This window comes from Pseudoalteromonas sp. Angola-30, from assembly GCF_028599215.1.
In the GTDB taxonomy this organism is placed as follows: domain Bacteria; phylum Pseudomonadota; class Gammaproteobacteria; order Enterobacterales; family Alteromonadaceae; genus Pseudoalteromonas; species Pseudoalteromonas atlantica.
The window spans coordinates 22,827-45,049 of the sequence record NZ_JAQREI010000001.1; the positions used below are offsets into that span (position 1 = coordinate 22,827).

General features: G+C 38.7%; 17 protein-coding genes. 11 read left to right on the forward strand and 6 right to left on the reverse strand.

Translation table 11 applies throughout. The features are described 5' to 3' along the window. Positions 1–9: 9 nt before the first annotated feature. Complete coding sequence (ppsR, locus tag PSH54_RS00110; protein WP_004586305.1) at positions 10–819, forward strand: posphoenolpyruvate synthetase regulatory kinase/phosphorylase PpsR; 810 nt, start codon at positions 10–12, stop codon at positions 817–819. Between the two features lie 60 nt (positions 820–879). On the opposite strand, the gene PSH54_RS00115 is transcribed toward ppsR, so the two are convergent. After that, a complete protein-coding gene (locus PSH54_RS00115; RefSeq protein WP_024032363.1) occupies positions 880–2,229 on the reverse strand; it encodes a class II 3-deoxy-7-phosphoheptulonate synthase in 1,350 nt (449 codons plus the stop codon). Positions 2,230–3,196: 967 nt separating this feature from the next. Between PSH54_RS00115 and PSH54_RS00120 the strand changes: the two genes are divergently transcribed. Then, a complete protein-coding gene (locus tag PSH54_RS00120; RefSeq protein ID WP_273605126.1) occupies positions 3,197–4,072 on the forward strand; it encodes a DNA replication terminus site-binding protein in 876 nt (291 codons plus the stop codon). Positions 4,073–4,134: 62 nt separating this feature from the next. Here PSH54_RS00120 and PSH54_RS00125 read toward each other — a convergent pair whose 3' ends face one another. Further along, positions 4,135–5,349 carry a hypothetical protein gene (locus tag PSH54_RS00125; RefSeq protein WP_004586302.1) on the reverse strand — a complete coding sequence of 405 codons (1,215 nt, stop codon included), beginning with the start codon at positions 5,347–5,349 and terminating at the stop codon, positions 4,135–4,137. Positions 5,350–6,123: 774 nt separating this feature from the next. On the opposite strand from PSH54_RS00125, the gene PSH54_RS00130 reads away from it, so the two are divergent. The 6 genes from PSH54_RS00130 to PSH54_RS00155 all read left to right on the forward strand — a co-directional run bounded on the left by PSH54_RS00130 (position 6,124) and on the right by PSH54_RS00155 (position 15,299). Beyond that, on the forward strand, positions 6,124–7,362 hold the full coding sequence (locus tag PSH54_RS00130; protein WP_004586301.1) for an AAA family ATPase: 1,239 nt from the start codon (positions 6,124–6,126) through the stop codon (positions 7,360–7,362). A 15-nt stretch (positions 7,363–7,377) separates the two neighbouring features. Then, positions 7,378–8,340: a transcriptional regulator gene (locus PSH54_RS00135; protein WP_273605127.1), complete on the forward strand. Its 963-nt coding sequence runs from the start codon at positions 7,378–7,380 to the stop codon at positions 8,338–8,340. A 436-nt stretch (positions 8,341–8,776) separates the two neighbouring features. Beyond that, positions 8,777–11,920, forward strand: a complete 3,144-nt coding sequence (locus PSH54_RS00140) for a DEAD/DEAH box helicase (RefSeq protein WP_273605128.1) — start codon at positions 8,777–8,779, stop codon at positions 11,918–11,920. A gap of 955 nt (positions 11,921–12,875) precedes the next feature. After that, positions 12,876–14,342: a DNA recombination protein RmuC gene (gene rmuC / locus PSH54_RS00145; protein WP_004586298.1), complete on the forward strand. Its 1,467-nt coding sequence runs from the start codon at positions 12,876–12,878 to the stop codon at positions 14,340–14,342. A 43-nt stretch (positions 14,343–14,385) separates the two neighbouring features. Then, on the forward strand, positions 14,386–14,937 hold the full coding sequence (locus PSH54_RS00150) for a GNAT family N-acetyltransferase (protein ID WP_273605129.1): 552 nt from the start codon (positions 14,386–14,388) through the stop codon (positions 14,935–14,937). Beyond that, the gene (locus PSH54_RS00155; RefSeq protein WP_273605130.1) at positions 14,937–15,299 is read left to right on the forward strand and encodes a DUF7674 family protein; all 363 of its coding nucleotides are present in this window, start codon (positions 14,937–14,939) and stop codon (positions 15,297–15,299) included. The genes PSH54_RS00150 and PSH54_RS00155 overlap by 1 nt, the downstream gene beginning before the upstream one ends. Before the next feature lie 34 nt (positions 15,300–15,333). Here the strand turns inward: PSH54_RS00155 and PSH54_RS00160 are convergent, their stop codons facing one another. Beyond that, entirely contained in the window at positions 15,334–15,738 is a 405-nt protein-coding gene (locus tag PSH54_RS00160) for a MerR family transcriptional regulator (RefSeq protein WP_248532934.1), read from the reverse strand. An 86-nt stretch (positions 15,739–15,824) separates the two neighbouring features. Here PSH54_RS00160 and PSH54_RS00165 point away from each other — a divergent pair, with 86 nt between their 5' ends. Next, complete coding sequence (locus PSH54_RS00165; RefSeq protein ID WP_273605131.1) at positions 15,825–17,075, forward strand: NADH:flavin oxidoreductase/NADH oxidase family protein; 1,251 nt, start codon at positions 15,825–15,827, stop codon at positions 17,073–17,075. Positions 17,076–17,101: 26 nt separating this feature from the next. Here the strand turns inward: PSH54_RS00165 and PSH54_RS00170 are convergent, their stop codons facing one another. Continuing rightward, the gene (locus tag PSH54_RS00170) at positions 17,102–17,827 is read right to left on the reverse strand and encodes an aspartate/glutamate racemase family protein (protein WP_004586294.1); all 726 of its coding nucleotides are present in this window, start codon (positions 17,825–17,827) and stop codon (positions 17,102–17,104) included. A gap of 111 nt (positions 17,828–17,938) precedes the next feature. On the opposite strand from PSH54_RS00170, the gene PSH54_RS00175 reads away from it, so the two are divergent. Next, entirely contained in the window at positions 17,939–18,823 is an 885-nt protein-coding gene (locus PSH54_RS00175; RefSeq protein ID WP_024033046.1) for a LysR family transcriptional regulator, read from the forward strand. Positions 18,824–19,028: 205 nt separating this feature from the next. Continuing rightward, positions 19,029–20,036: a zinc-binding alcohol dehydrogenase family protein gene (locus PSH54_RS00180; protein ID WP_273605132.1), complete on the forward strand. Its 1,008-nt coding sequence runs from the start codon at positions 19,029–19,031 to the stop codon at positions 20,034–20,036. A 64-nt stretch (positions 20,037–20,100) separates the two neighbouring features. Here the strand turns inward: PSH54_RS00180 and PSH54_RS00185 are convergent, their stop codons facing one another. Both PSH54_RS00185 and PSH54_RS00190 read right to left on the reverse strand, forming a co-directional pair. Further along, on the reverse strand, positions 20,101–21,048 hold the full coding sequence (locus PSH54_RS00185) for a LysR family transcriptional regulator (protein ID WP_054981994.1): 948 nt from the start codon (positions 21,046–21,048) through the stop codon (positions 20,101–20,103). A 1-nt stretch (position 21,049) separates the two neighbouring features. Further along, a complete protein-coding gene (locus tag PSH54_RS00190) occupies positions 21,050–21,955 on the reverse strand; it encodes a LysR family transcriptional regulator (protein ID WP_248450141.1) in 906 nt (301 codons plus the stop codon). Positions 21,956–22,223 lie beyond the last annotated feature (268 nt).

Here is a 22,223-nt window from a genome sequence, read left to right on the forward strand (position 1 = left end):
AGGTTAACTATGAGAACTGCTTTTTATATATCAGACGGCACTGCTATTACCTCCGAAGTGTTTGGTCACGCGACTTTGTCGTTGTTTCCGGTTGAATTTAATCATAAAACTATTCCTTTTGTAGAAACAGAAGAAAAAGCAAATGAAATTAAAGCGTTAATAAACGCAACTGCTGCAAAAGAAGGTGAGAAGCCATTTGTATTCTTTACCTTCGTAAATCACAACTTAAGTGAAATTATTAAATCGGCCGATGCAATCGCGTATGATTTTTTGTCTACTTACAGTGAAAAAATAGAAAAAGAGCTTAATGTTGCGCCAGTGCCAAAAATGCATCGTACCCACTCTATTCATGAAAAAAGTTATGACTTTAGAATAGATGCGGTTAACTATGCCCTTATGAATGATGATGGCGGAAATATTAAAAACTTTTCTGAAGCCGATATTATTTTAGTAGGTGTTAGCAGAAGCGGTAAAACACCAACAAGCTTGTACTTAGCCTTACAGTACGGCATTAAGGCTGCAAATTACCCGATAACTGAAGACGACTTAGAGAGTGAGGGACTACCTAAATGTTTACTCCCTTACAAACATAAGTTATTTGGGTTAACTATTGACCCTGAGCGTTTGGCTGCAATTAGGCATCGTCGTATGGCAAATTCTAAATACGCATCAATAAGACAATGCCGAATTGAAGTGCGTGAAGTTGAAATGCTTTATAAGCGACATAAAATTGCATACTTTAATTCTACCCATCATTCTGTAGAGGAAATATCTGCAAAAATCCTAATAGACAGTAACCTTGAACGACGTAAGTACTAACCAACTAATTTACTGTTTTGCTAAAAAAAGCCGCATAATGCGGCTTTAGTTTTTTATTTATTACTTACGAGCGTCTTTTAATAAGTCAGCTACTAAAAAGCCTACCTCTAATACTTGGTCTGCATTTAGACGCGGGTCACATTGTGTTTTGTAACGTTGCGCTAGGTCATCGTCAGATAAACCGTATGCACCACCGGTACACTCTGTAACGTGCTGGCCAGTCATTTCTAAGTGGATACCACCTGCGTATGAACCTTCAGCTTTGTGTACAGCAAAAAACTGGCTAATTTCGCGCATGATATTATCGAAGCTACGCGTTTTATAGCCTGATGTCGCTTTTTCAGTGTTACCGTGCATTGGATCCGAGCTCCAAATAACTTTACGGCCTTCTTGCTGAACGCGTCTTACAAGTGCTGGAAGTTTTTCTGGCAGTACGTCGGCACCCATACGTGTAATTAGCGTTAAACGACCCGGAATGTTATCTGGGTTTACTGCATCAATTAAACGAATTAGGTCATCTGGGTCCATTCCTGGACCAACTTTAACACCAATAGGGTTTTTAATACCTTTGAAAAACTCAATGTGTGCATGGTCTAATTGACGCGTACGCTCACCAATCCACACAAAGTGCGCAGAACAGTCGTACCAGTCACCAGATAGGTGATCGCGACGAGTTAGTGCTTCTTCATAGCCTAGCAATAACGCTTCGTGAGACGTGTATAAGTCGGTTTCTTTAAGGCTTGGCGCAATAGTAGAATTAATGCCACATACTTCCATAAATTCAAGTGCGTCTTGAATTTTGTCAGCAAGTTGTTGGAATCGCTCTTTTTGCGGATTAGCGGCTACAAAGCCCATGTTCCAGCGATTCACTTGGTGTAAATCTGCTAAGCCACCTTGTGCAAATGCACGAAGTAAGTTTAATGTAGCAGCACTATTGTGGTATGCCTTCATTAAACGTTGTGGATCGGGAATACGTGCTTCTTCTGTAAACTCAAAGCTATTTACAATATCACCACGGTAAGATGGTAAAGATACACCGTCAATAGTTTCTAAATCTGCAGAGCGTGGTTTAGCGTATTGGCCAGCCATACGTGCAATTTTAACAACTGGGCATTTACCGCCGTATGTTAAAACAACTGCCATTTGTAAAATGGTTTTAAATGTATCGCGAATATTAGCGGCATTAAAGTCGCTAAATGATTCGGCACAGTCGCCACCTTGAAGTAAAAATGCACGACCTTCACATACATCTTCTAATTGCTTAAAGAGGCTTCTTGTTTCTTCTGCAAAAACAAGTGGCGGAGCACTCTTTAACTGGCTTTCTACTGTTTTCAGTTCTTCTTGATCTGGGTACTGTGGCTGCTGCAGTATTGGCAGTTCTCTCCAGCTATTTGGGTTCCACGATTGCATGTTCTTTCCTCATTCCTACTTTACCTGATATAAAGAAATTAACGTATGCATGGCCCTAAGTTCAAGGACTATATTCACTATTTACCAACTAATTTGTTATGAGTTAAATATATATAAGGTTATTTGTGATTTTAAGGCTGTTCATGCTTAGTTTTAAGCGCGTTTTAATTTTACTATTTTTATTTAAATACAATAAGTTAAATATATGAAGGCGTTTTTTTAACCATCCCAAACCAAATTGAATTCAAAGCCTTAAAGTTAACAGCTTTATTAGGAACACATCATACTTAAAGTGGGTTGAATGTAATCTTAGCTTTACAGTGGTAATTCAATTAAATCAATCAAGTGGCTAGAATTTATCTTGAGTGTGTGGTAAGTGATTCAGGGTTATGTAAGGCTATAGTAATAAGTCCACTTTATTCTGTACAGCTGTGATCAGGTTGTTAGACGATGCCAGTACTCTAATTAGGGCTACTAAAAACAGTCTGTATGAACGACTACTTTAAATACTAAGTTTCATCTTGACAGAGCATCCTTTCCCATCACAGGGGCCCAGCGCTGTATTACAAGTATCACTTATAAGCATTATACAATGAGTGCCCAACACTATCTAAAGTGGCGAACCAAAAAATTGATTTCTGGCCTTAAACTAAAGGCTCAATAACTATTTTACACAGAGCGATAATATATAAAAGCATAAACCGCCCTGACAATTACCTGCGTTACAACAAATTTTTAAATAAACATAAGTGTATTGATCACGCCTGGGTTCACTAATTCTTTATGTTATATGCAAATATTCAAGCACCGAATCTCACTAGCATAAGTAAACAGCATTAAAGAACACATCATACTTAATTTGATTTAATGGTAATCTTAGCTTTAATAAAATAAATAAACTTTAAAGAACCAGAGCAAAAGGTTAAACTTTATAATTAGATAAGTAAGATGTGTTCTTAAGGTGGTTATGGTTTCTAAAGTACAAATAAGAAGTCAGTTTGATTTAATGAATGAATTAACGTCGTTGTTGATTGATGAATTACGTGTCTGTGAATATTCAAAGGCTGAGTATTATCAGCTACCAGATATAAATAGTGTTGATGAAAATATAATTCCCGAGTCAATTCCTGTAAAAAAATTAACCGGCGAAATTGCTCATAGGGCAATTTTAAACTCATTTACTGATATTTATAAAAAAGAAAGTTTAAGTAGTAGAGTACTAAAGCGTCATCCTGGGCTTTTGGTTCTAAAAAATGCAGAGGTCGCAGCATTAACTAGCCGAATACAACAAGTTAATAAAGCTAAGGCTGCTTTTAAGGAGTGTGTTTTGGCTATCGATAATAACGATGCTCGATTTGAAGCTGTTCATAACGCGGTTCCAAATTTAATCACTCTTGCAGCTTATCGAAAAATTCACTTTCAAAGTGAGTCCCCTTTTTCAGTGCGATTTACTTGGATGCATAAGCATGCTACTAAAACTCTAACTAAAAAAATGGCGCTTGAAATGCTCGATAAATCCGCAGGTTATAGAAACCCAAGAATGATAGACCAACAAAAATGGCAGTCCCTTGTTGCACAAGAGCAAATGCGAGTAGCTAGTTTAGGTGAAAAAGAAAAGTTAAGAATTCGCCGCCCTACCCGAGTAAGTCCCCAAGTTAATGTTAGGTATACCGCAGAAAATAGGTATCACGTAAGTGCAGCATTGCCGTTTATTTTAATTAACCCACAGCCCGATGTTAAGTTAGGTACTTTGCCAGATTATCAAAAACCAGAGTCTCACCCGAGAAAAAAAGAGTATGACTTTTTAGTGGATAGACTTTATTTAGAACAAGTAGATAAATAATTATGTTAAAAAGGCCACATAGTGTGGCCTTTTTGGTAAGTAGTCTATTATTTTAACCGTTGTTATTTTTCGACTATTTCTTCTATTTTATCTTCATCAATTAAAACTGCGTTTTCGACAATTCGTTTACCACCTTGAATCTCAATACGCTTATTGTGCTTATTGAGCGTGAGTATCTCATCACAAAACTGATCAGAAGGATGCATTTCATAGGTGTAATCAATAATATTACCGGTTTTATCATCTTTTACATTAGTAATGCTGTATTCTGAAATAGCCCCTTTTTCAATCAAATCTTTCATTGTTGTGGTCATATCACGGCGTAATGCTTTTAATTTGTTTTCTGTGATATCGTCGGTTGAATAAATAGAGCCGTATTTTTCCATAATAGATAGCAATCTAAAATGATACGTTTTACCAGGCGCGGCATAACGCCAAAGGTGGTATAAACGCAGCATCATCCAACGCGATAAACCACGTTTTAGCTCTTGCGCACTGTTAAAGTAATACCCTTTGTATTCAAGGTTATCAATCATGTTATGAACAAATGCATTTAAACATGCAACACATTTAACGTTGCCGCCTTGGCCTTTTTTACCACTAAAATGAAGAGATGATAAAAAGTTCATGTTTGACTCATAAAAAGAGTCATCAATATCTGTATTTTTAGTATCAGTAGCCGAGTATTTAAATGAAAGTTTAGAACCTTGAAGTGCTTCAAGTGATTCTTTAATTTGTGGGTATGGCATTGATTGGCCAACCGCTTTAAGTTCTTGGGCTAATTCGTTCATCGAAAAAACCACGGCATATTGAATACCGGACTTAAAATTGATTTTTACGATTTTACCTTTCGATGCAAGGCGAATTAACGCGCGCTCAACTTTTTCTTCTCTATCCGATGGCCACACTAAATATTCTACGTCTTCGCCATCTTTACGCGTGCTTACAACGGCCGGTGTAATTTTTATTTCGCCGTCATATAAAATACCATCTACTTTTTCGGATATTTTACGCGTAATAATTGTTTTTTTAGGAGCTTCTTCCAATGGCAATTTTTTATGCCCAGAACGTACAAAACGCCCCCATAAATCATAGTGGTTAAACGTGTTTGAATAAGCACGTAACCCATGAGCGGCATTTTCGATAGAAATTCGCACATCTTTGTTATCTGTAAATAGTGCTAAACTTTCGTTATCTATTGCACTTTCCACCCCGTGTATTTGGCCCCTAAGTGTATCGGGCAAGTTATCTACCGAGATGTTGACCTTTCGGCTCATTGTTCTGATTTCCATTTTTTATTGCGACAGCTAATAACAACACATTAAGCAACAAAAGTTAAATGTTTAAGTTAGTATAAAACTGATCCGACTATAAATAAACGTAACGGATCATTATTATACTAAGTAGGGAGTGATAAGCTTAATTTCAGATCACTATTTTACTAAGATAAGCTTCTCAAGCTAAATTTTTACTAACTCAATTTATTTTTTGTCCATTAAAAGCGCTATTTTTAAACTTTTTACACGACAAACGTTAGTAAAATAAATACCTGCTGTGGATAACAGCACTTCGAGTTAGCATAGATCTGATCTGTACTTACTACAGATCAGATCTATACCAATTAAACGCCCTGTTCTTCGTAGGCTTAAGTGTATAACTTTATAATTTACTTAGTAAAAAACTGATCTCATACAGTCATTTTGTACATAACTTATTGAGTAAGTTGTGCATAACTCTAATATTTAAATAAGGCTTAGTAAAAAGCTGATCTGCATGTAGATAAAGATCTGATCTTAACCAAGTATAAAGGTGATCTGCTTTTTTTAACATTATTTATAAATATCATATAGTTATATAGCTATTATACACCCTTAACCTTTATTACCTTATATATTTAACCACCTTTAAACTTCTTTATTTATACTAAGCAATCTTAAAGGTGTAAAAATATTTTTAAATGTCTTGTTATTAAAATGCATGTCGCCTTAAATAGTTGTTTACAGCTATTTGAATGGACATTATACTAACTGCCTAACTTTGAGGAAGAAAGTATGTCTATCAATAATAACGCGCTAAGTACTTACCGGCTTTTAAAAGCAACAGCCGAAGTTGCTGAAAAATCTTTAAAAGGACGCATACAACACTATCGCGCTCATCTTAAATCAGAAGAAAAAGAATTAAGAACTTACACCCAAAAAGCGGCAGCAGATTTATTAGGGTGTAATAATCGTACCTTAAAACGTCGTCATGACAATGGTGACTTTGATGATTTAAATATTAAGCGTGGTGCAAATGGGCACTATGCGTACACGTTAGTAAATATTTTTGCGATGGCCGATATCATGGATATTCAGCCAGATCACCGTACTGCTAACGATAAACTCCAAGTTATTGTTATTAATTCACTTAAAGGTGGCTGTGGTAAAACAACCAGTATGGTTAATATTGCTGCTGCATTGGCGACGACTAATATCAAACGTTATCGTATTGGTATTATTGATTTAGATCCTCAAGGTTCGTCTTCTAGCTTTTTCCCTTCTAACGATCATGACCCTGTTACGGTAGGTGACTTAATGCGTGATTGTATTGATTTAGACGAAGGCGAAACCTGGCCAGAGTTTGTTTCTAGTGCTTTTGTGACTACGCATATTCCAAATATTCGTGTTTTACCCTCAGGTATGGATGACTTTTACTTTGAACACGAGACCGCAACACTTTTAAAAGACACCTCTAATTACGAACAAACACGTCATTATCATAAGCTTTTAGAAAAAGTTATTGAGCCGGTTAAAGACGAATTTGATATTATTTTAATCGATACCGCTCCTACACTTAACTTTATGTTTTATAATGCTTTAATGGCCTCTACGGCGATGCTTATTCCGGTTCATCCTGAAGCTGTAGATTTTGATGCTAACAATAAATATTTAAAGCGTTTAGGTGAGATTTACCACACAGTAGCGGCACTTGGTCATGAAGGTTGGGACTTTATGCAGTTTTTAGTGACCAATTACGTTAAGGGTAATCATTCACAGCGCGATATTGTTAAAGATGTACGTAGTGCGTTTGGCCGCCAAGTAATGAGCTACCCAATTAATCACAGCTCGGCAATTACGGCTAGTTCATCGTCTTTTAATACCATATTTGATCAAAAAGCATCGGATAGTTTAGCAAGTCGCGAGTCTTTATTGCGCGCGCAAGAAAATATTAAAGATGTTGTGGACGAATTAGAAATGCTTATTCGTTCTAATTGGGAGTCAACCCAATCGTCACTTAACAACACTAAGTAAGGATGTTATATAAAAATGGCTACAAAACGTAAAAACGACACCCGCTTAGATCCATTTGCAACTGCCGTAGGCAATAGCAGCCTCGATGCATTACTTGAGCAAGCAAGCGCTGGTGATGTAATAAGAATGCCTGCGCCAAGCGACCCTACACGCGAAATAACTTTAGTGTGTAAAGTTATTGCTCATGCAGATATTGAATCTAGCACCGCGGTTTACGGTAAAAATCGCCGTGTACAAGCGCTATTAAACGAAAAGTCGGTTTCTGATATTTTACCTGCAATCAGTGAAGATGGACGTAATCAACACCCTGCTTTACTTTGGGATCAGGGAAATACTAACTTAGTACTTGCCGGTTCACGTCGTCGAAAGGCATGTATTTTAGGAAATGCCGATTATTTAGTTTTAAGCTCTCCTGATTTTACCGATCAAGACGCTAAAATTTTAGCTGTATCTTCAGATCAGTACATAGCCCCAAGCCTTTGGGAACTAGGGCAAGCTTATCAACAAACTAAAAACGATCTTATTGAGCAAGGTAAAAAAGGCTCTTATCGCGAAATTGCCGCTATTGAAGGTGTATCGCACACCGCAATTGCAGATGCCATTAAAGCGTACGAGCAAATCCCCGCTGATGTAATTTCACTTTACCCAACGGCTAATCACGTAGGCAGAGAAGTCGCTAAAAAGCTTGTTAGTGCAAAGGAGCGCGACGAGCAGGCGTTTAACGCCCTAGTTAGCGAATTACATACAGACGATGAAATTAACGCCATTACAAGCGACGACAAGCGCGCTATGGCAATTACTAAACGTTTAACTACCGAGCCTAGCGCGGTTGCTAAACGTGAAGCTGTATTTGAAAACAACTTTATAAACGTACAACGCAATTTAAAAAGTGGTGACGTATCTATTAAAATAGATAATAAAGTTTTGACTGACAAACGCTTAGAACAACTTACTAAGCTGTTAAGCGCGTTTAATTAGCCCAGTATTACTTAGTAAAATAGTGATCTTAAAAGCCTGTTAGGTTAGTTAAATTCTGATCTAATGGGCTTTTTACTTAGTAAAATCCTGATCTTTTTTGCTATTTATAACCTATAAATCCCTCATTTTTGCTCTAAAGATCACATTTTTACTAACTGAATTTAGTTTTTCTTACTATTTGATGCTGGATCTTAATTTGTTAGTAAAAAACTGATCTGTAAAGCCCCTGCATTGTTAATAAATTGTTTGTAACATGTATGTTTGCTGTTTACCTATTCTCATATTGGCAGATAAAGTGCCATAAAGTACGTACAAACCGATTTTTTACTAACCTAGCAGCTCCAACCAGTTTATATAACGTTAATATTGCTTTTGCTGTGCGCAGTTAAAGAATATACTGGCAGAATTATTTTAAAAATTTAATACTTAGAGTGACATGTCTGCTAACTTATCAAAAAATGATTTACTGGCTATTTTTGAAGAAATAAAAAATGAGCAGGCAACCTTGTTCCCTCTTTCTGAGCGCTTTATAAAAAAGTTGTTTAGGCCCAACGTGCTCGATAAAGGCAAAGAGTATTATAAAAACGGCCAAATTAGTTGGTTAGAGCACAGCAGTGATTTTGCTGTTATTGATTCAACCGTACAAGGCGACACCGGATCAACATTTAACCAACGCATTGAGATCAGTAAAGTACCTACTGGTTACTCTGTTGATACGCATTGTACCTGTAATGCTAAAACCAAATGTAGGCACTTAGCCGCTGTATTATTTAAACTTAAAATAGAGCACTCAGGTGAATACGGAGAAGACTACTTTATTAACGATTGGTTTAGTGAGCTGACAGCACTTAAAAGTGTTGATGCTAAAGCTCCTTCGCAAGTTCTTTTATTTGTATTAGACATTGAAAACAATAAAGTATTTTTAACGCCAAAAATTGCCAATTACGACAAAAATAATAATTACACGCTAGGGCGCAATTTAACTGAGCAACAATTAAATAGCTTTGTAACGCCAAACGATTTGCTCGAAAGTGACTTTAGACTCTTTAGTTGGATTCGCTCGCAAAATGCAGTAGGTAATTTAGAGCTAAAAGGTCAATGGGGCTTTAGCGCTTTACAACAATTAATTGCCACCGACCGTTTATTTTTACAACGCTCTCGTGTTGCTATTAAAGCGCAAACTGGGCAATCGCTTAACTTTAATTGGCAGCAACAAAACGAGTTATCGCAGTTAATTATTGAGCTTGAACACAGTAAAAATTGGGCATTGATAAAAACCACGCCGCCCGCTTATTTAGACCTCGATCACTTTAAAGTCGGCCGGATCAGAACACAGCTTAGCGCCGACGAAATAGCACATTTACAATCAATTCCCGCACTTCACGATGCTAATTTTGATCGCATTTATAAACAACTTGCCGACAATTTTGGCGCCGGTGTTATTCCGCATCCGAATAACGAACAAGTCAATGTTAAGCAACTTGGTAATGCTGTTTTAAAAGCCACTATGGATGAGCAAGGGCTTAAAGTTTCGCTATTATTTAAATATAAAAATAAAAATTATTTAGCGGGAACAGCACCAGCGAGTTTAATAAATAGTGCATTTGAAAACACAGTAACAAATGAGTTAGTAAATTTAGGTTTTGAGTTTTGTAAAGGGGGTTTACAAAGTGAGTTTATATTTAATAAACAATCACCTATACATTTACATTGGCTTGTTTACGAAGTATTCCCTGGCTTTAAAAAGCGTGGCTGGCAGGTAACTCAAACTAAAGTAAATGTAGCCGACCCCCAAGGGCACGTTACACTCGATGTAAACCGTGCTGCAGGTCACCAAATGCATTGTAAAGTGCAATTAAGCGATGCCAAAGCCGCTGTACTTTTTAATACCGATGATGCCACGTATCAATCGTTAAATCGTCAAAGTGAGCTGTTTTATTACTACCCTGTTGGGCGTCAATTTGGTGTTATTAGTAAAGCCGCCATTAATTTACTGACCGAATTTAAACAACGCTTTGAATTTGTAAAAACACGCGATGAATTTAATATCCCGCTTTCTTATTTACCTGAGCTGGTAAAGCATACCGCAGTTACTATAGACCTTCATGATGACTCTCTTGAGCGTTATCTTGATGAGTTAAACAACACCGAGCAGGCAATGCCAGTGGTGCCCTTACACGGTTTAAATGACTCGGTAACACTACGTGAATACCAGCAACAAGGCGTTGATTGGCTTAGTTTTTTAAAGCGCCACCAATTAGGCGGCATACTAGCTGATGACATGGGACTTGGTAAAACGCTGCAAGTTATTGCCTTTTTAGCCAGCAGTTTTAATCGCCCGCAAGCGGGCCCTACCCTTATAGTGTGCCCTACAAGTTTGGTAAGTAATTGGCAAAACGAAATAATCAAATTTGCTAAAAGTCTTAAAGTAACCACTATTTTTGGCTCGCAACGTAATGAGCCTTTACAACATTTAGCGCAAGCGCAATGTATTTTAACTACTTACCCATTATTAAAGCGTGATATTGCTTATTATTCGCCACTTTATTTTGAAAATATTATTTTAGATGAAGCGCAATATATTAAAAACGATACTGCACAAGTCTCGCGCTTAGTTAAGCGTTTAAATGCCGACTTTAAGTTATGTTTAAGCGGCACGCCTATCGAAAATAATTTGTTTGAGCTTAAATCGTTACTCGACTTTGCAATGCCTTCATTACTTGGCTCGCAAGCGCACTTTAAACAGCACTTTCAAACACCTATTGAGCGCGAAGCCGATTCAGAGCGAGCTGAGCAACTAAAAGCGCTTATTATGCCGTTTATATTACGCCGCACAAAAGCGCAGGTAGCTCAAGAGCTGCCACAAAAAACAGAGCTGTTAAAAGAGTTTGAGTTTGAACCTAAGCAAAAAGATATGTACCAAGGTATTACGCGCGCCCTAGAAGAAAAACTCATCGACTTATTTGCTGAGCAAGGCGCACAAAAAAGTAAGCTCGCATTTTTAGAAGCGCTACTAAAGCTAAGGCAAATTTGTTGTCATCCAAAATTAATTGAGCCAGAAACACAAGCAGGTTCAGCAAAATTAGAATGGCTAACTACGCATTTGCCGTTAATGCTAAGCCTTGGTCGTAAAGTGATTATTTTTAGTCAATTTACCTCTGCGCTCGATTTAATTGCAGAGCGTTTAAACGATATAAATATCAACTTTAGTATGCTAACTGGGCAAACGCGTCATCGCGACAAAGTTATTGGCGAATTTACCAGTGGCAAAACCTCGGTGTTTTTAATCAGTTTAAAAGCAGGCGGTACTGGGCTTAACTTAACTCAAGCCGATACCGTTATTCACTTTGACCCATGGTGGAACCCTGCTGTTGAAAAACAAGCCACCGATCGTGCTTATCGTATTGGCCAAACAAATCCAGTGTTTGTTTATAAATTAATTATGAGTAACTCAATTGAGCAAAAGGTATTTAAAATGCAGCAAGATAAGCAAGCGCTTGTTGATGCATTATTTACCGATAAATCAATGAGCTTTACTTCGTTTGATGAGCAGCAAATGTTATCACTTATAAAAAGCTAATTTTTTTACTTAGCATGTGAACTAATTTAACCAAACGGCGTCTATTATATTGCTTGTTGAATAATTGCAGTTATCACAAGCTTCATGTTGATTTCCCTGTTTGGTTACTAAATTTAGTAATGATTGAGCCAGCCCTTTTAGCTGGCTTTTTTTATGCCTGTAATTAACACCTTAAATTGCATTTTTTATAAATAGTTTGAACTAAATTTAAAAACACGCGTCTACTATTATGCTTGTTGAATAATTGCAGTTATCACAAGCTTCATGTTGATTTCCCTGATTGGTTACTAAATTTAGTAATGATTGAGCCAGCCCTTTTAGCTGGCTTTTTTTATGCCTGTATTTAACACCTTAAAATACATTTTTATAAATTGTTTGAACTAAATTTAAAAGGGCGCGTCTACTATTATGCTTGTTGAATAATTGCAGTTATCACAAGCTTCATGTTGATTTCCCTGATTGGTTACTAAATTTAGTAATGATTGAGCCAGCTCCTTTTAAGCTGGCTTTTTTTATGCCCACATTTTAATTTTTAAATTATTTATATTTTTATGTGAACTTAATTTTGTGTGCGGCGTCTACTATTATGCTTGTTGATTAATTGCAGTTAACACAAGCTTCATGTTGATTTACCCCGTTTAATTACTAATTTTAGTAATGATTGAGCCAGCTCCTTTTAAGCTGGCTTTTTTTATGCCCACATTTTAGTTTTTATAATTATTTATATTTTTATGTGAACTTAATTTAATGAGTGGCGTCTACTATTACGCTTGTTGATTAATTGCAGTTATCACAAGCTTCATGTTGATTTCCCTGATTGGTTACTAAATTTAGTAATGATTGAGCCAGCCCTTTTAGCTGGCTTTTTTTATGCCTTTAGTAAATGTTACGCCCCTACCCCCCACTACCTTTATTCGTTATGATGGCATGTCTCTAAATTTTATAAGTTTATTTTATGTTTACTCAGCTATTAACGCATATTGATTGGTTAAGTGCCAGCGCAGGGCTTGCAACAGGGCTCGTACTATATGGCCTAGTGTCGCTCCCTTCTCGTAATAAATTAAAACAACACATTAGCGAGCAACAGCAACAGTTATCGTTATTACAAAACCAGTACGACAATAAACAGCTGCAATACACGGCCTTATTTGATGAGCACGAGCTGCTCGAGCAATCACATCAAGAGCAACGCGATGAAGCGCAGCATTTTAAAACTCGCTTTAGCGAGCAAGAAAAACAAAGTGTTCAATACAACCATTTTTGGCGTAAAGCCGAAGGCGAACTTAGTGCCTTGCGAGAGCAATATAACCAGCGCGATATTGAGCTTAATAATATGCGAACTACGCTTGAGCAAAAGCAGCAAAACTTTACCGAGCAGCTTGCACAAATAGAGCAAAGCAAAAATGTGCTTAAAAAAGAGTTTGAAAACCTAGCTAATAAAATTTTAGAAGAAAAATCGCAAAGCTTTAAAACGCTAAACCAAGAAAGCATTGAGCAACTATTAAAGCCAGTTCAAGGCGAGCTAAAAGGCTTTAGAGATAAAATGGAATCGATTCACGTTGAAGATTTAAAACAACGTGCTGCCCTTAAAACTGAGCTACTGCACTTGCAAGCTAAAAGCCAAGCTATTACCGAGCAAGCCGATAAACTTAGTAATGCCTTACAAGGGCAAAAAAAGACCCAAGGTAATTGGGGTGAACTGATGCTCGAAAACGTACTCGACAGCGCAGGCCTGCGCGCGGGTACCGACTACAAACGCGAAGTATCGTTTAATACCGAAGACGGTCGACTGCGCCCCGACGTAGTGGTGTATTTACCTCAAGGCCGCCACTTAGTGATTGACGCTAAAACATCGCTAAATGCTTATACCCGCTACGTTAATGCCGAAAATGAGCTAGAGGCTAGCCAAGCAATTAAAGAGCATGTAAATGCTGTTACCGCGCGTATTAACGAGCTTGCCAGTAAATCGTACGATCGTCTCCCTGGTATAAATTCGCCTGAAGTAGTTATTATGTTTGTGCCTATAGAATCTGCATTTGTAGAGGCGCTTAAATATCAAAGCGATATTTACCAACAAGCTATCGAAAAAAACATTTTAGTTGCTACACCAACTACTCTGCTTACAAGCCTTAATATTGTTAAACAGCTGTGGCGCTTCGAAGAACAAACCAAATACTCTAAAGAGCTGGCGAATCGTGCAGAGCGCTTTTATAACAAGCTCAATGGCTTTTTAACGAGTATGGAAGGTGTTGGCAAACAACTAGACCGCGCAAAAGAAAGCTACGATAAAGCCTTTTCACAGCTTTACCGTGGTAAAGGTAACTTAATTAAACAAGCTTCAGAATTTAAAGAGCTAGGTGTATCGGTTCAAAAAGAGTTACCAAACGAAAGCGTAGAAAAAGCCCAATTAGAGCTGGATTAAGTTCGATTTATCTCTACTGTTTTATACATTAAAAGGAAGGTTAATGGTTTTTCCCTTACTCAATTCGCAAAGGTTAGCGTTAACCCCCATTAATTATGAGGATAGAGACGCTATTTTTGCTCTTTTTTCAGACCAAGGTGTTACTAAATACTATGATCTGGCGCCCTTTACTCAAGTTTCTCAGGCCGATAAGTTAATCGAATTTTTCAATATTCGGTATAAAAATGGAGAAGGGATCCGCTGGGCTATCCGTTTAAAAAATACTGATGAGTTAATAGGTACTTGCGGTTTTAATAGTTGGTCAGTACCAATGAAGCACGCATTTATTGGTTACGACCTTAATAGCCAGTATTGGGGTACAGGCTATGCTTTTGAGGCTATTCATATGATTATAAAAGCTGCCTTTGATGGATTGCTAAGTTGCGGTGCTATAAATCGAATACAAGCCGACACAGTACCAGGAAATAACGCATCAGAGGCGCTTTTAATAAAGCTTGGCTTTTGTGAAGAAGGCACAAGGCGCCAAAGTGGTTTTTGGAAAGGGCAATTTCACGATCTAAAATGCTTTGGACTTTTAAGCACGGAGTTCAATTGATGAAAACGGATGTTGTAATTTATAACTTATTGCACGAAATTATTGCTCAATTCCCTGAAGTTAAAGCGTTGCTGAGCATATATGATAAAGATGAAACCACGTTTAAAATGGAGGCGTTTTCTAAAGCCACAACACACGCTTTTGCTCTTGGCTATGTGGAGCAAGCCCAGCGTTATTTAAGTTTTATGGCTGAAAAGCTAGTAAACGCTGAGGCAAAAGTAATTGAATACATAGACGTATATTACGTAGAAACATTATTTTGGGGCGCCAGTTCTCATACTATTGCGGTTGGTTGGCCTCTAGTGCCTGCCAACTTACAAAAGCTTTATAACAATTTTCATGGTAAAGCGCCGCCAAACTAATTCAACTAAAGCTCACATGTACTCGCTTTCGCCTTTAATACTCCACCTCATTCAATAACTCATTTATTTTTTCATCGCCAATACACTCTCCATTAGACCAACTTGCATTAAGCAGTGTAATTAAATTACCAATACGCTCTGACTTACGCTGTAGCTGCTCTATTAGTGCATTAGCTTCATGTTGTTTTTCACCAAGGCGCTCAATAATGGCGTTGTGATCTAGCTCCTCATTAGGCTTACGCAGGGAGGGGATTTCTTCAAGCGAAAACCCTAAACTTTGTGCAAACTTAATCATTTTAAGCTGCTCTACACTGGCTTTGTCGTATTGCCTATACCCGTTGTTATTTCGCGTACCGGGTGGCAGCAGCCCTATACTTTCGTAATACCGTATGGTGCTTGCTGCAATACCCGAGTGCTTAGCTAGTTCACCTATTTTCATTATTGCCTCTACTATAAAAAGCGGGTTGACCTTAAAGCTGACTTTAAGGTTATAGTGCCTGTAATGTCAATTTATGGTTTATATGTATGTCTGAATTTGAACAATCTGTTGTATTTACGCCCTTTACACTACCAAGCGGTTTAACGCTTAAAAACCGAGTAGTAAAAGCCGCTATGGAAGAGAACCTCGCAGAGGCCGACCTAACGCCATCGCAAGTGCTTAAAAATGTATACAACGAATGGGCAAAAGGCGGGTGCGGGTTAATTATTACCGGCAATGTTATGGTTGACCACCTTGCAATGACAGGGCCTGGCGGCCTTGCCCTTGAGCAGCAAACCGATATAACGCCTTTTGCAGAGCTTGCTCGTTTAGGGCAACAAAACGACTGTAAAATTGTGATGCAAATAAATCACCCTGGCCGCCAAGTATTTAAAAAAATGGGCGGTAAAGCGCTAAGTGCCTCTGATATTGCGCTTAATATGGGTAAGCACTCTCACTTATTTGCCCAGCCAACAGCTATGGATAAAAGCGAGATTAGTGATGTTATCGCTCGTTTTACCCATACAGCGCAACAGGCCGAAAAAGCAGGTTTTAATGGCGTGCAAATACACGCTGCACATGGCTATTTATTAGCGCAGTTTTTATCTCCACTAACTAATAAGCGTGATGACGAATGGGGCGGTAGCCTTGAGAATCGCGCGCGATTATTACTTGAAATAACACGCAGTATTAAAGCGCAATGCCGCGCCGGTTTTTCGGTATCCATAAAACTTAACTCAGCCGATTTTCAGCGCGGCGGCTTTGAACCGCATGATGCGCAAGCAGTTGTTAATATGCTTAGTGCATTAAAGCTTGATTTTGTAGAGCTTTCAGGCGGAAGTTACGAAGCACCCGCAATGCAAGGACAAACAGGCGATGAGCGTACACTTGCACGTGAGGCGTACTTTTTGGAATTTGCCAAAGCTATTAGCGAGCAATCAACCATACCCATTATGACCACCGGTGGCATTAGCCGATTAGATGTGGCAAATAGAGTAATTAGCTCAGGCGTAGCGCTCGTTGGTATGGCCACAGCACTGGCCTATCAGCCAGATTTAGTTAATAGCTGGCAAACACAGCCAACGCAAAACCTGCTTATGCCGCGCGTTACTTTTCAAGACAAAACCCTTGCAGGGCTTGCCACTATGGCGCTGGTAAAAAGGCAAATTCGCCGAGTGGGCCAAGGCAAACGCGTTAAAGCAAATGCCTCGGCTATTTTTACTTTAATAAGTGACCAAATACGCGCTGCAAAGCTTACAAAGCGCTATCGAAAACGCTTTGCAAAAGAGTTAAATTAATTAGCTCTAGTTTAAACTGATATTTTCTATGCCACACTTGAAAGCGTTGATTGATGGGCGTTAGCATATGCCCAGTTAACGCACTCTTGCGCTAAAATAGCAATGGTATCTAGGCAGGTGTCTGGCGAGTGTTTGGCTTGTTCATTTAACACAAGCGGTATTTCTGTACAGCCAAACAACACGCAGTCAGCACCTTGAGCAAGCATTAAGTCGTATGCCTTGCTTAACAAGTGGCGACCTTTATTTAAATCGCCCGCTTTTACGGCGGTTATGCCATCCATTATGGCTGCTTGTTGTTGAGTGTTTGGTTCAACAAAATCAATATTGTGCTGCTTAAACGCATTTTGGTAAATGCCCATATTAAGCGTAGCGGTAGTGGCTAAAATACCAACCTTTTGTTTGCCCGTGGCTTTTACTTGTTTTATAACACTTTTTACAATGCTAATGGTGTGTACATCGGCATTTTTAGTGAGCGCGTCGTACCAGTAATGCGCGGTATTACACGGAATAACAATACAACTTACACCTAAGCTTGTTAGCTCTTTAAAGCCCTTTTTAAGCTCAAAAAATGGGTTTTCATCTTCAAGACCCATTAAAAATTTTGTTCTGTCAGGAATTTGCGGGATATTCCTTATAAACATAGGTATGTGCTCTTGATCATTTTTAGCGGGCGATAGCGCAATTACCTGATTCATAAATGAGGCAGTAGCCAAAGGCCCCATTCCACCTAGTACGCCAAGAGTTCTAAGCATGATAGCATTCCGGTTATTGAGTTTATAGGCTTAATTTATAGTGTTTTATTTAGTTTGAATAATGCTATTATTTTACCACCCATGCACAAACTGCATAACTAAGTGGTCGCTATGAATATTGAAAGTAAATGGTTAGAAGATTTTTTAACGCTCTCGCACACAAAAAGCTTTTCGCAAGCGGCAAAGCTTAGGCATATTACGCAACCTGCATTTAGTCGGCGTATAAAAGCCCTTGAAGACGCCCTTGGCGCAGCCCTAATCGACCGAGAAAACTTGCCTATTACCCTTACCCCAAGCGGTAAAATATTTCATATAACGGCGCGTAATTTAGTTAACCAAATGAATACCTCGGTTAGCATGCTTGAGGAGTTATCGGTGCAGCAAAATTATTCTGTAAAGGTTGCAGCCGCACATTCTTTAGCGAGTTTTTTAACCTTACAACTCGCTAACTTTCAAACACAAGATGAGCGCGACATTGTACTTAATTTAGAGGCTATAGACGTAGATAAAGCCACCGAAGCGCTAGAGCAAGGTGAATGCGACTTACTTATTGCCTTTGATAACGAACGCCTTAAACTGCCGCCGTTTAGTCATCAAAAAATAGGTAATGCTAAGTTGTTACCTGTTAGCGCCTGTGACGAGCAAGGCAAAGCCTTATATAACCTAGAAAGCGCAGCGCCTATACCGCATTTAGCCTACAGCCTCGACTCCTACATGGGGCGGCAGTTAGAGCCTATTATATCGGGCGCTAAGCTTAAAAAGGTGTTTGTTTCATCCATGACTGAGCTTTTAAAAGTGCACGCTGTTGCAGGCAATGGTATTGCCTGGCTGCCCGACTACGTTATATCAAACGAGCTTAAAAATAATACATTGGTAGTTGTAGGGAGTGAGCACCACTGCGTGCCAATAACTTACTATGCGTATAGGTATCATGCGGCTTTGCACCCCGGTGGCGAAAGTGTATGGAATAAATTAACTGAGCTAAATATAACCTAACTGTAAACCCCCGTTACAGTTAATAAGGTATTATTAATTTAAAACGATAACAGCTATGTGCAATGGAATTTTAATTATTTACCTATTTTATTATGGAGTTTTATTTCCATAATAATTGGGTGTTTTGTCTCTTTTTTAATGCTCTTGATAAAGCCAAAATAGCGTCATCAACACAGAGTATTAACTAGCTAACGAGGCAACTCCCATGAAAGCAATCGGATATCAAAAAAGTTTACCTATCGAAAACGAATTATCATTACAAGACATTGAACTTGAAACGCCAACAGCACACGGCCACGATATTTTAGTAGAAGTTAAAGCGGTATCGGTTAATCCGGTTGATTTTAAAATTCGCCAAGCAATGCCAGCAGCTGAGGGCGAGTATAAAGTAATTGGTTGGGATGCAACTGGGGTTGTTAAATCGGTAGGCGAAAACGTATCGCTTTTTAAGCCAGGCGACAAAGTATGGTACGCAGGCGACATTACGCGCTCAGGCAGTAACGCGCAGTTTCAGTTAGTTGACGAGCGTATTGTTGGCCATATGCCAAGTTCGCTTTCGTATGGCGAAGCCGCAGCATTGCCGCTTACCAGCATTACTGCGTGGGAATTATTGTTTGACCGTTTAAATGTAGCTAAAAACGATGATTCTAAAAGCATTTTAGTTATTGGTGCCGCCGGTGGTGTGGGCTCAATAATGGTGCAGCTATTAAAGCAGCGCACTAAGTTAAATATTATTGCCAGTGCTTCTCGTGCTGAAACAATATCGTGGTTAGAAGATTTAGGTGCCGACACTATTGTTAATCACCGTAACCTGTTAAGTGAAGAGTTTGCAGCTAAAAACTTAAGCGAAGTGGATTACGTTGTTAGCTTAAACAATACAGAGCAGCACTTACCTGAAATTGAAAAAGTAGTGAAGCCACAAGGTCAATTTGTCCTTATTGATGACCCTGAAACACTTAATATTGTGCCATTTAAAAACAAAAGCGTGTCGGTACATTGGGAGCTTATGTTTACTCGCTCGTTATTTAAAACCGACGACATGCAAGAGCAACACGTTATTTTAAACAACGTAGCCACTATGATTGACCAAGGGCTAATTAAAACTACGGTAGGTGAGCACTTAGGTAAAATTAACGCAGCCAATTTACGCAAAGCGCATCAGCACCTTGAATCGCAAACCGCTAAAGGTAAAGTGGTGTTAGAAGGCTTTTAAGGTCTTTAGTTAATATAGTTTTTTTGAGTATACCCAAGCCCCTAACGGGGCTTTTTTGTGGCTATTATTTATATAACTGGTTGTAATTAGGAATATGTTTTACCCAAAATGCAGGGCTGCCAATATACTCTTGTACAGTTTTTATAAATTCGCTCACTAGTGGCGTTTGTTTACGGTGCGGATACAGCGCATAAATACCGGTGCCCGATGCGCTAAGCTTATAATTAGTTAATAGCGGCACTAGCCCCATTTCGTCTATGGGTTTTTCTAGGTTAAATAAATCTAGCATCACATACCCTAAACCCGCTTTTGTGGCATCAAGCATGGCGCGTACATCGCTTACCTTATAGTTGCCTTTCATTTTATGAGTTTTGTATTCATCACCATGAGGTTGGGTGCTTAATTTAATTTGATCTAGGCTTACATCGCCATTGCCATAAACCACTGCAGGTAAGGCGATAAGTTCTTCGGGTGTGCTTGGCATACCATGGCGTGCAATAAAGTCATTAGAAGCAACCAAAGCAAAGTGCATATCAGATATTTTTTTTGCCATTAGATTGGAGTCATTCAATTTGCCAATTCTAAATGCTAAATCGTAATGATCGGCAATAATATCGTTGCGCTTATCATCAAGCATGAGGGTTATTTTTACCTCAGGGTATTTTTGCATAAATAAATTAATGGCAGGCTGCACATACTGCTGCCCAAAAAACATGCCCGAGGTAATACGCAAAATACCTTTAGGTTTTGCTTGGTAAGAGTCGGCAATGCTATGAATATCACTGAGCGTATCAATTAAAATATGCGCTTGCTGGAGTATTTCCTCCCCTGCGGAGGTAAGCGAAAACGAGCGCGTAGAGCGATTAAGTAACTGAATACCTAAACTGCTTTCTAGCTTTTTAATTTGCTTTGAAAGCGATGAGTTGTCCATATCGTGCAGCGCCGCGGCTTTTGCAAATGAGCCTTGCTGTACTACATCAACAAATAACGCTAATTGGTTGGTGATTGACATCTCACTCTCCTAAATCCCAATAAGGTGTATCGGTGTAATAATTGCTCGCAAAATCAACAAACGCGCGCACTTTACTGGGTAAAAACTGCCTGTTTGCGTACACCATATAAAGCCCTATTGGCTCAGGCTCGTAGTCTTTTAATATACGTACTACTTTACCCTGTGCCAGCGCCTCACCAGCTATAAATGTTGGCTGCATGGCAATACCGCCACCTGCTATAGCGGCATTGAGTAGCAGGTCGCCATTGTTAGCAACTAGGTTACTTTCAAGCTTTAACTCGTTTTTAAGCTCGTTCGCTCCACGTAGCTTTTTGGTAGGCTCGGTGTGTGCGTAGCGTAAATAGTTATGCGATTGCAGCTCTTCTAAGGTAGTAGGCGTGCCGTGCTGCGCTAAATAAGAAGGAGAGGCAAACACCGCTAACCTAATAGGCGCTATTTTTTTAGCAATAAGTGATGAGCTTTTTAAAACCCCAATGCGCAGCGCTATATCAATACCTTGCTCAACAATATCAACAAACTGGTCGGTAAGGTTTAGATCTAATTTTAAATTTGGATAACGCTTTTGAAACTCAACCAATAGCGGTGCTAAGTGCTTTACCCCAAACGACATAGGGGCACTAATACTGAGCACACCAGAGACATTTTCGTTTAGGTTATCGAGCGAATTTTCCATGTCATCTATATCGTCTAGCACCTGTAAGCAGCGGGTAAAATAGTGATCTCCCGCCTCGGTAGTGCTTACTTTGCGCGTGGTGCGGTGCAGTAATCGGGTAGCAAGCCCCTCTTCTAGCGCAGACACATACTTGCTTACAAGTTGCGGCGATATGTCGAGCTTATCGGCAGCTTTAGAAAAAGACCCCTCTTGTACAACACTTACAAAAGTCTTCATGGTGGTTAGCTTATCCATTATTAGCAATGCCTTGTTTATAATTTTTAAATAAAGATCGTATTAATTATGTTTATAAAAACAGTTAAAGTCCACACATCGCATTTTTGCACAGTTAGTGAGTTTTTATAGCGTTATAAACACATTTTTTTGCGTAAATAACTATTTATTTACAACAAAATGGAGTTAATACGTGCTACTGCAGCAATCACGCTTCTTTTTATCCATTCTAACGCCAAGTCGGGTTTATTAATAATGCAGTATCGCTGTACGTGAATAAGCACGCTTA

What these genes read in the sequence shown, in the direction of transcription:
- PSH54_RS00150 (WP_273605129.1), top strand. Translation starts at nt 14,386, where the DNA reads ATGGTTTTTCCCTTACTCAATTCGCAAAGGTTAGCGTTAACCCCCATT.
- PSH54_RS00135 (WP_273605127.1), top strand. Translation starts at nt 7,378, where the DNA reads ATGGCTACAAAACGTAAAAACGACACCCGCTTAGATCCATTTGCAACT.
- PSH54_RS00175 (WP_024033046.1), top strand. Translation starts at nt 17,939, where the DNA reads ATGAATATTGAAAGTAAATGGTTAGAAGATTTTTTAACGCTCTCGCAC.
- PSH54_RS00190 (WP_248450141.1), bottom strand. Translation starts at nt 21,955, where the DNA reads ATGGATAAGCTAACCACCATGAAGACTTTTGTAAGTGTTGTACAAGAG.
- PSH54_RS00155 (WP_273605130.1), top strand. Translation starts at nt 14,937, where the DNA reads ATGAAAACGGATGTTGTAATTTATAACTTATTGCACGAAATTATTGCT.
- PSH54_RS00120 (WP_273605126.1), top strand. Translation starts at nt 3,197, where the DNA reads ATGGTTTCTAAAGTACAAATAAGAAGTCAGTTTGATTTAATGAATGAA.
- PSH54_RS00115 (WP_024032363.1), bottom strand. Translation starts at nt 2,229, where the DNA reads ATGCAATCGTGGAACCCAAATAGCTGGAGAGAACTGCCAATACTGCAG.
- rmuC (WP_004586298.1), top strand. Translation starts at nt 12,876, where the DNA reads ATGTTTACTCAGCTATTAACGCATATTGATTGGTTAAGTGCCAGCGCA.
- ppsR (WP_004586305.1), top strand. Translation starts at nt 10, where the DNA reads ATGAGAACTGCTTTTTATATATCAGACGGCACTGCTATTACCTCCGAA.
- PSH54_RS00125 (WP_004586302.1), bottom strand. Translation starts at nt 5,349, where the DNA reads ATGAGCCGAAAGGTCAACATCTCGGTAGATAACTTGCCCGATACACTT.
- PSH54_RS00180 (WP_273605132.1), top strand. Translation starts at nt 19,029, where the DNA reads ATGAAAGCAATCGGATATCAAAAAAGTTTACCTATCGAAAACGAATTA.
- PSH54_RS00140 (WP_273605128.1), top strand. Translation starts at nt 8,777, where the DNA reads ATGTCTGCTAACTTATCAAAAAATGATTTACTGGCTATTTTTGAAGAA.
- PSH54_RS00165 (WP_273605131.1), top strand. Translation starts at nt 15,825, where the DNA reads ATGTCTGAATTTGAACAATCTGTTGTATTTACGCCCTTTACACTACCA.
- PSH54_RS00160 (WP_248532934.1), bottom strand. Translation starts at nt 15,738, where the DNA reads ATGAAAATAGGTGAACTAGCTAAGCACTCGGGTATTGCAGCAAGCACC.
- PSH54_RS00170 (WP_004586294.1), bottom strand. Translation starts at nt 17,827, where the DNA reads ATGCTTAGAACTCTTGGCGTACTAGGTGGAATGGGGCCTTTGGCTACT.
- PSH54_RS00130 (WP_004586301.1), top strand. Translation starts at nt 6,124, where the DNA reads ATGTCTATCAATAATAACGCGCTAAGTACTTACCGGCTTTTAAAAGCA.
- PSH54_RS00185 (WP_054981994.1), bottom strand. Translation starts at nt 21,048, where the DNA reads ATGTCAATCACCAACCAATTAGCGTTATTTGTTGATGTAGTACAGCAA.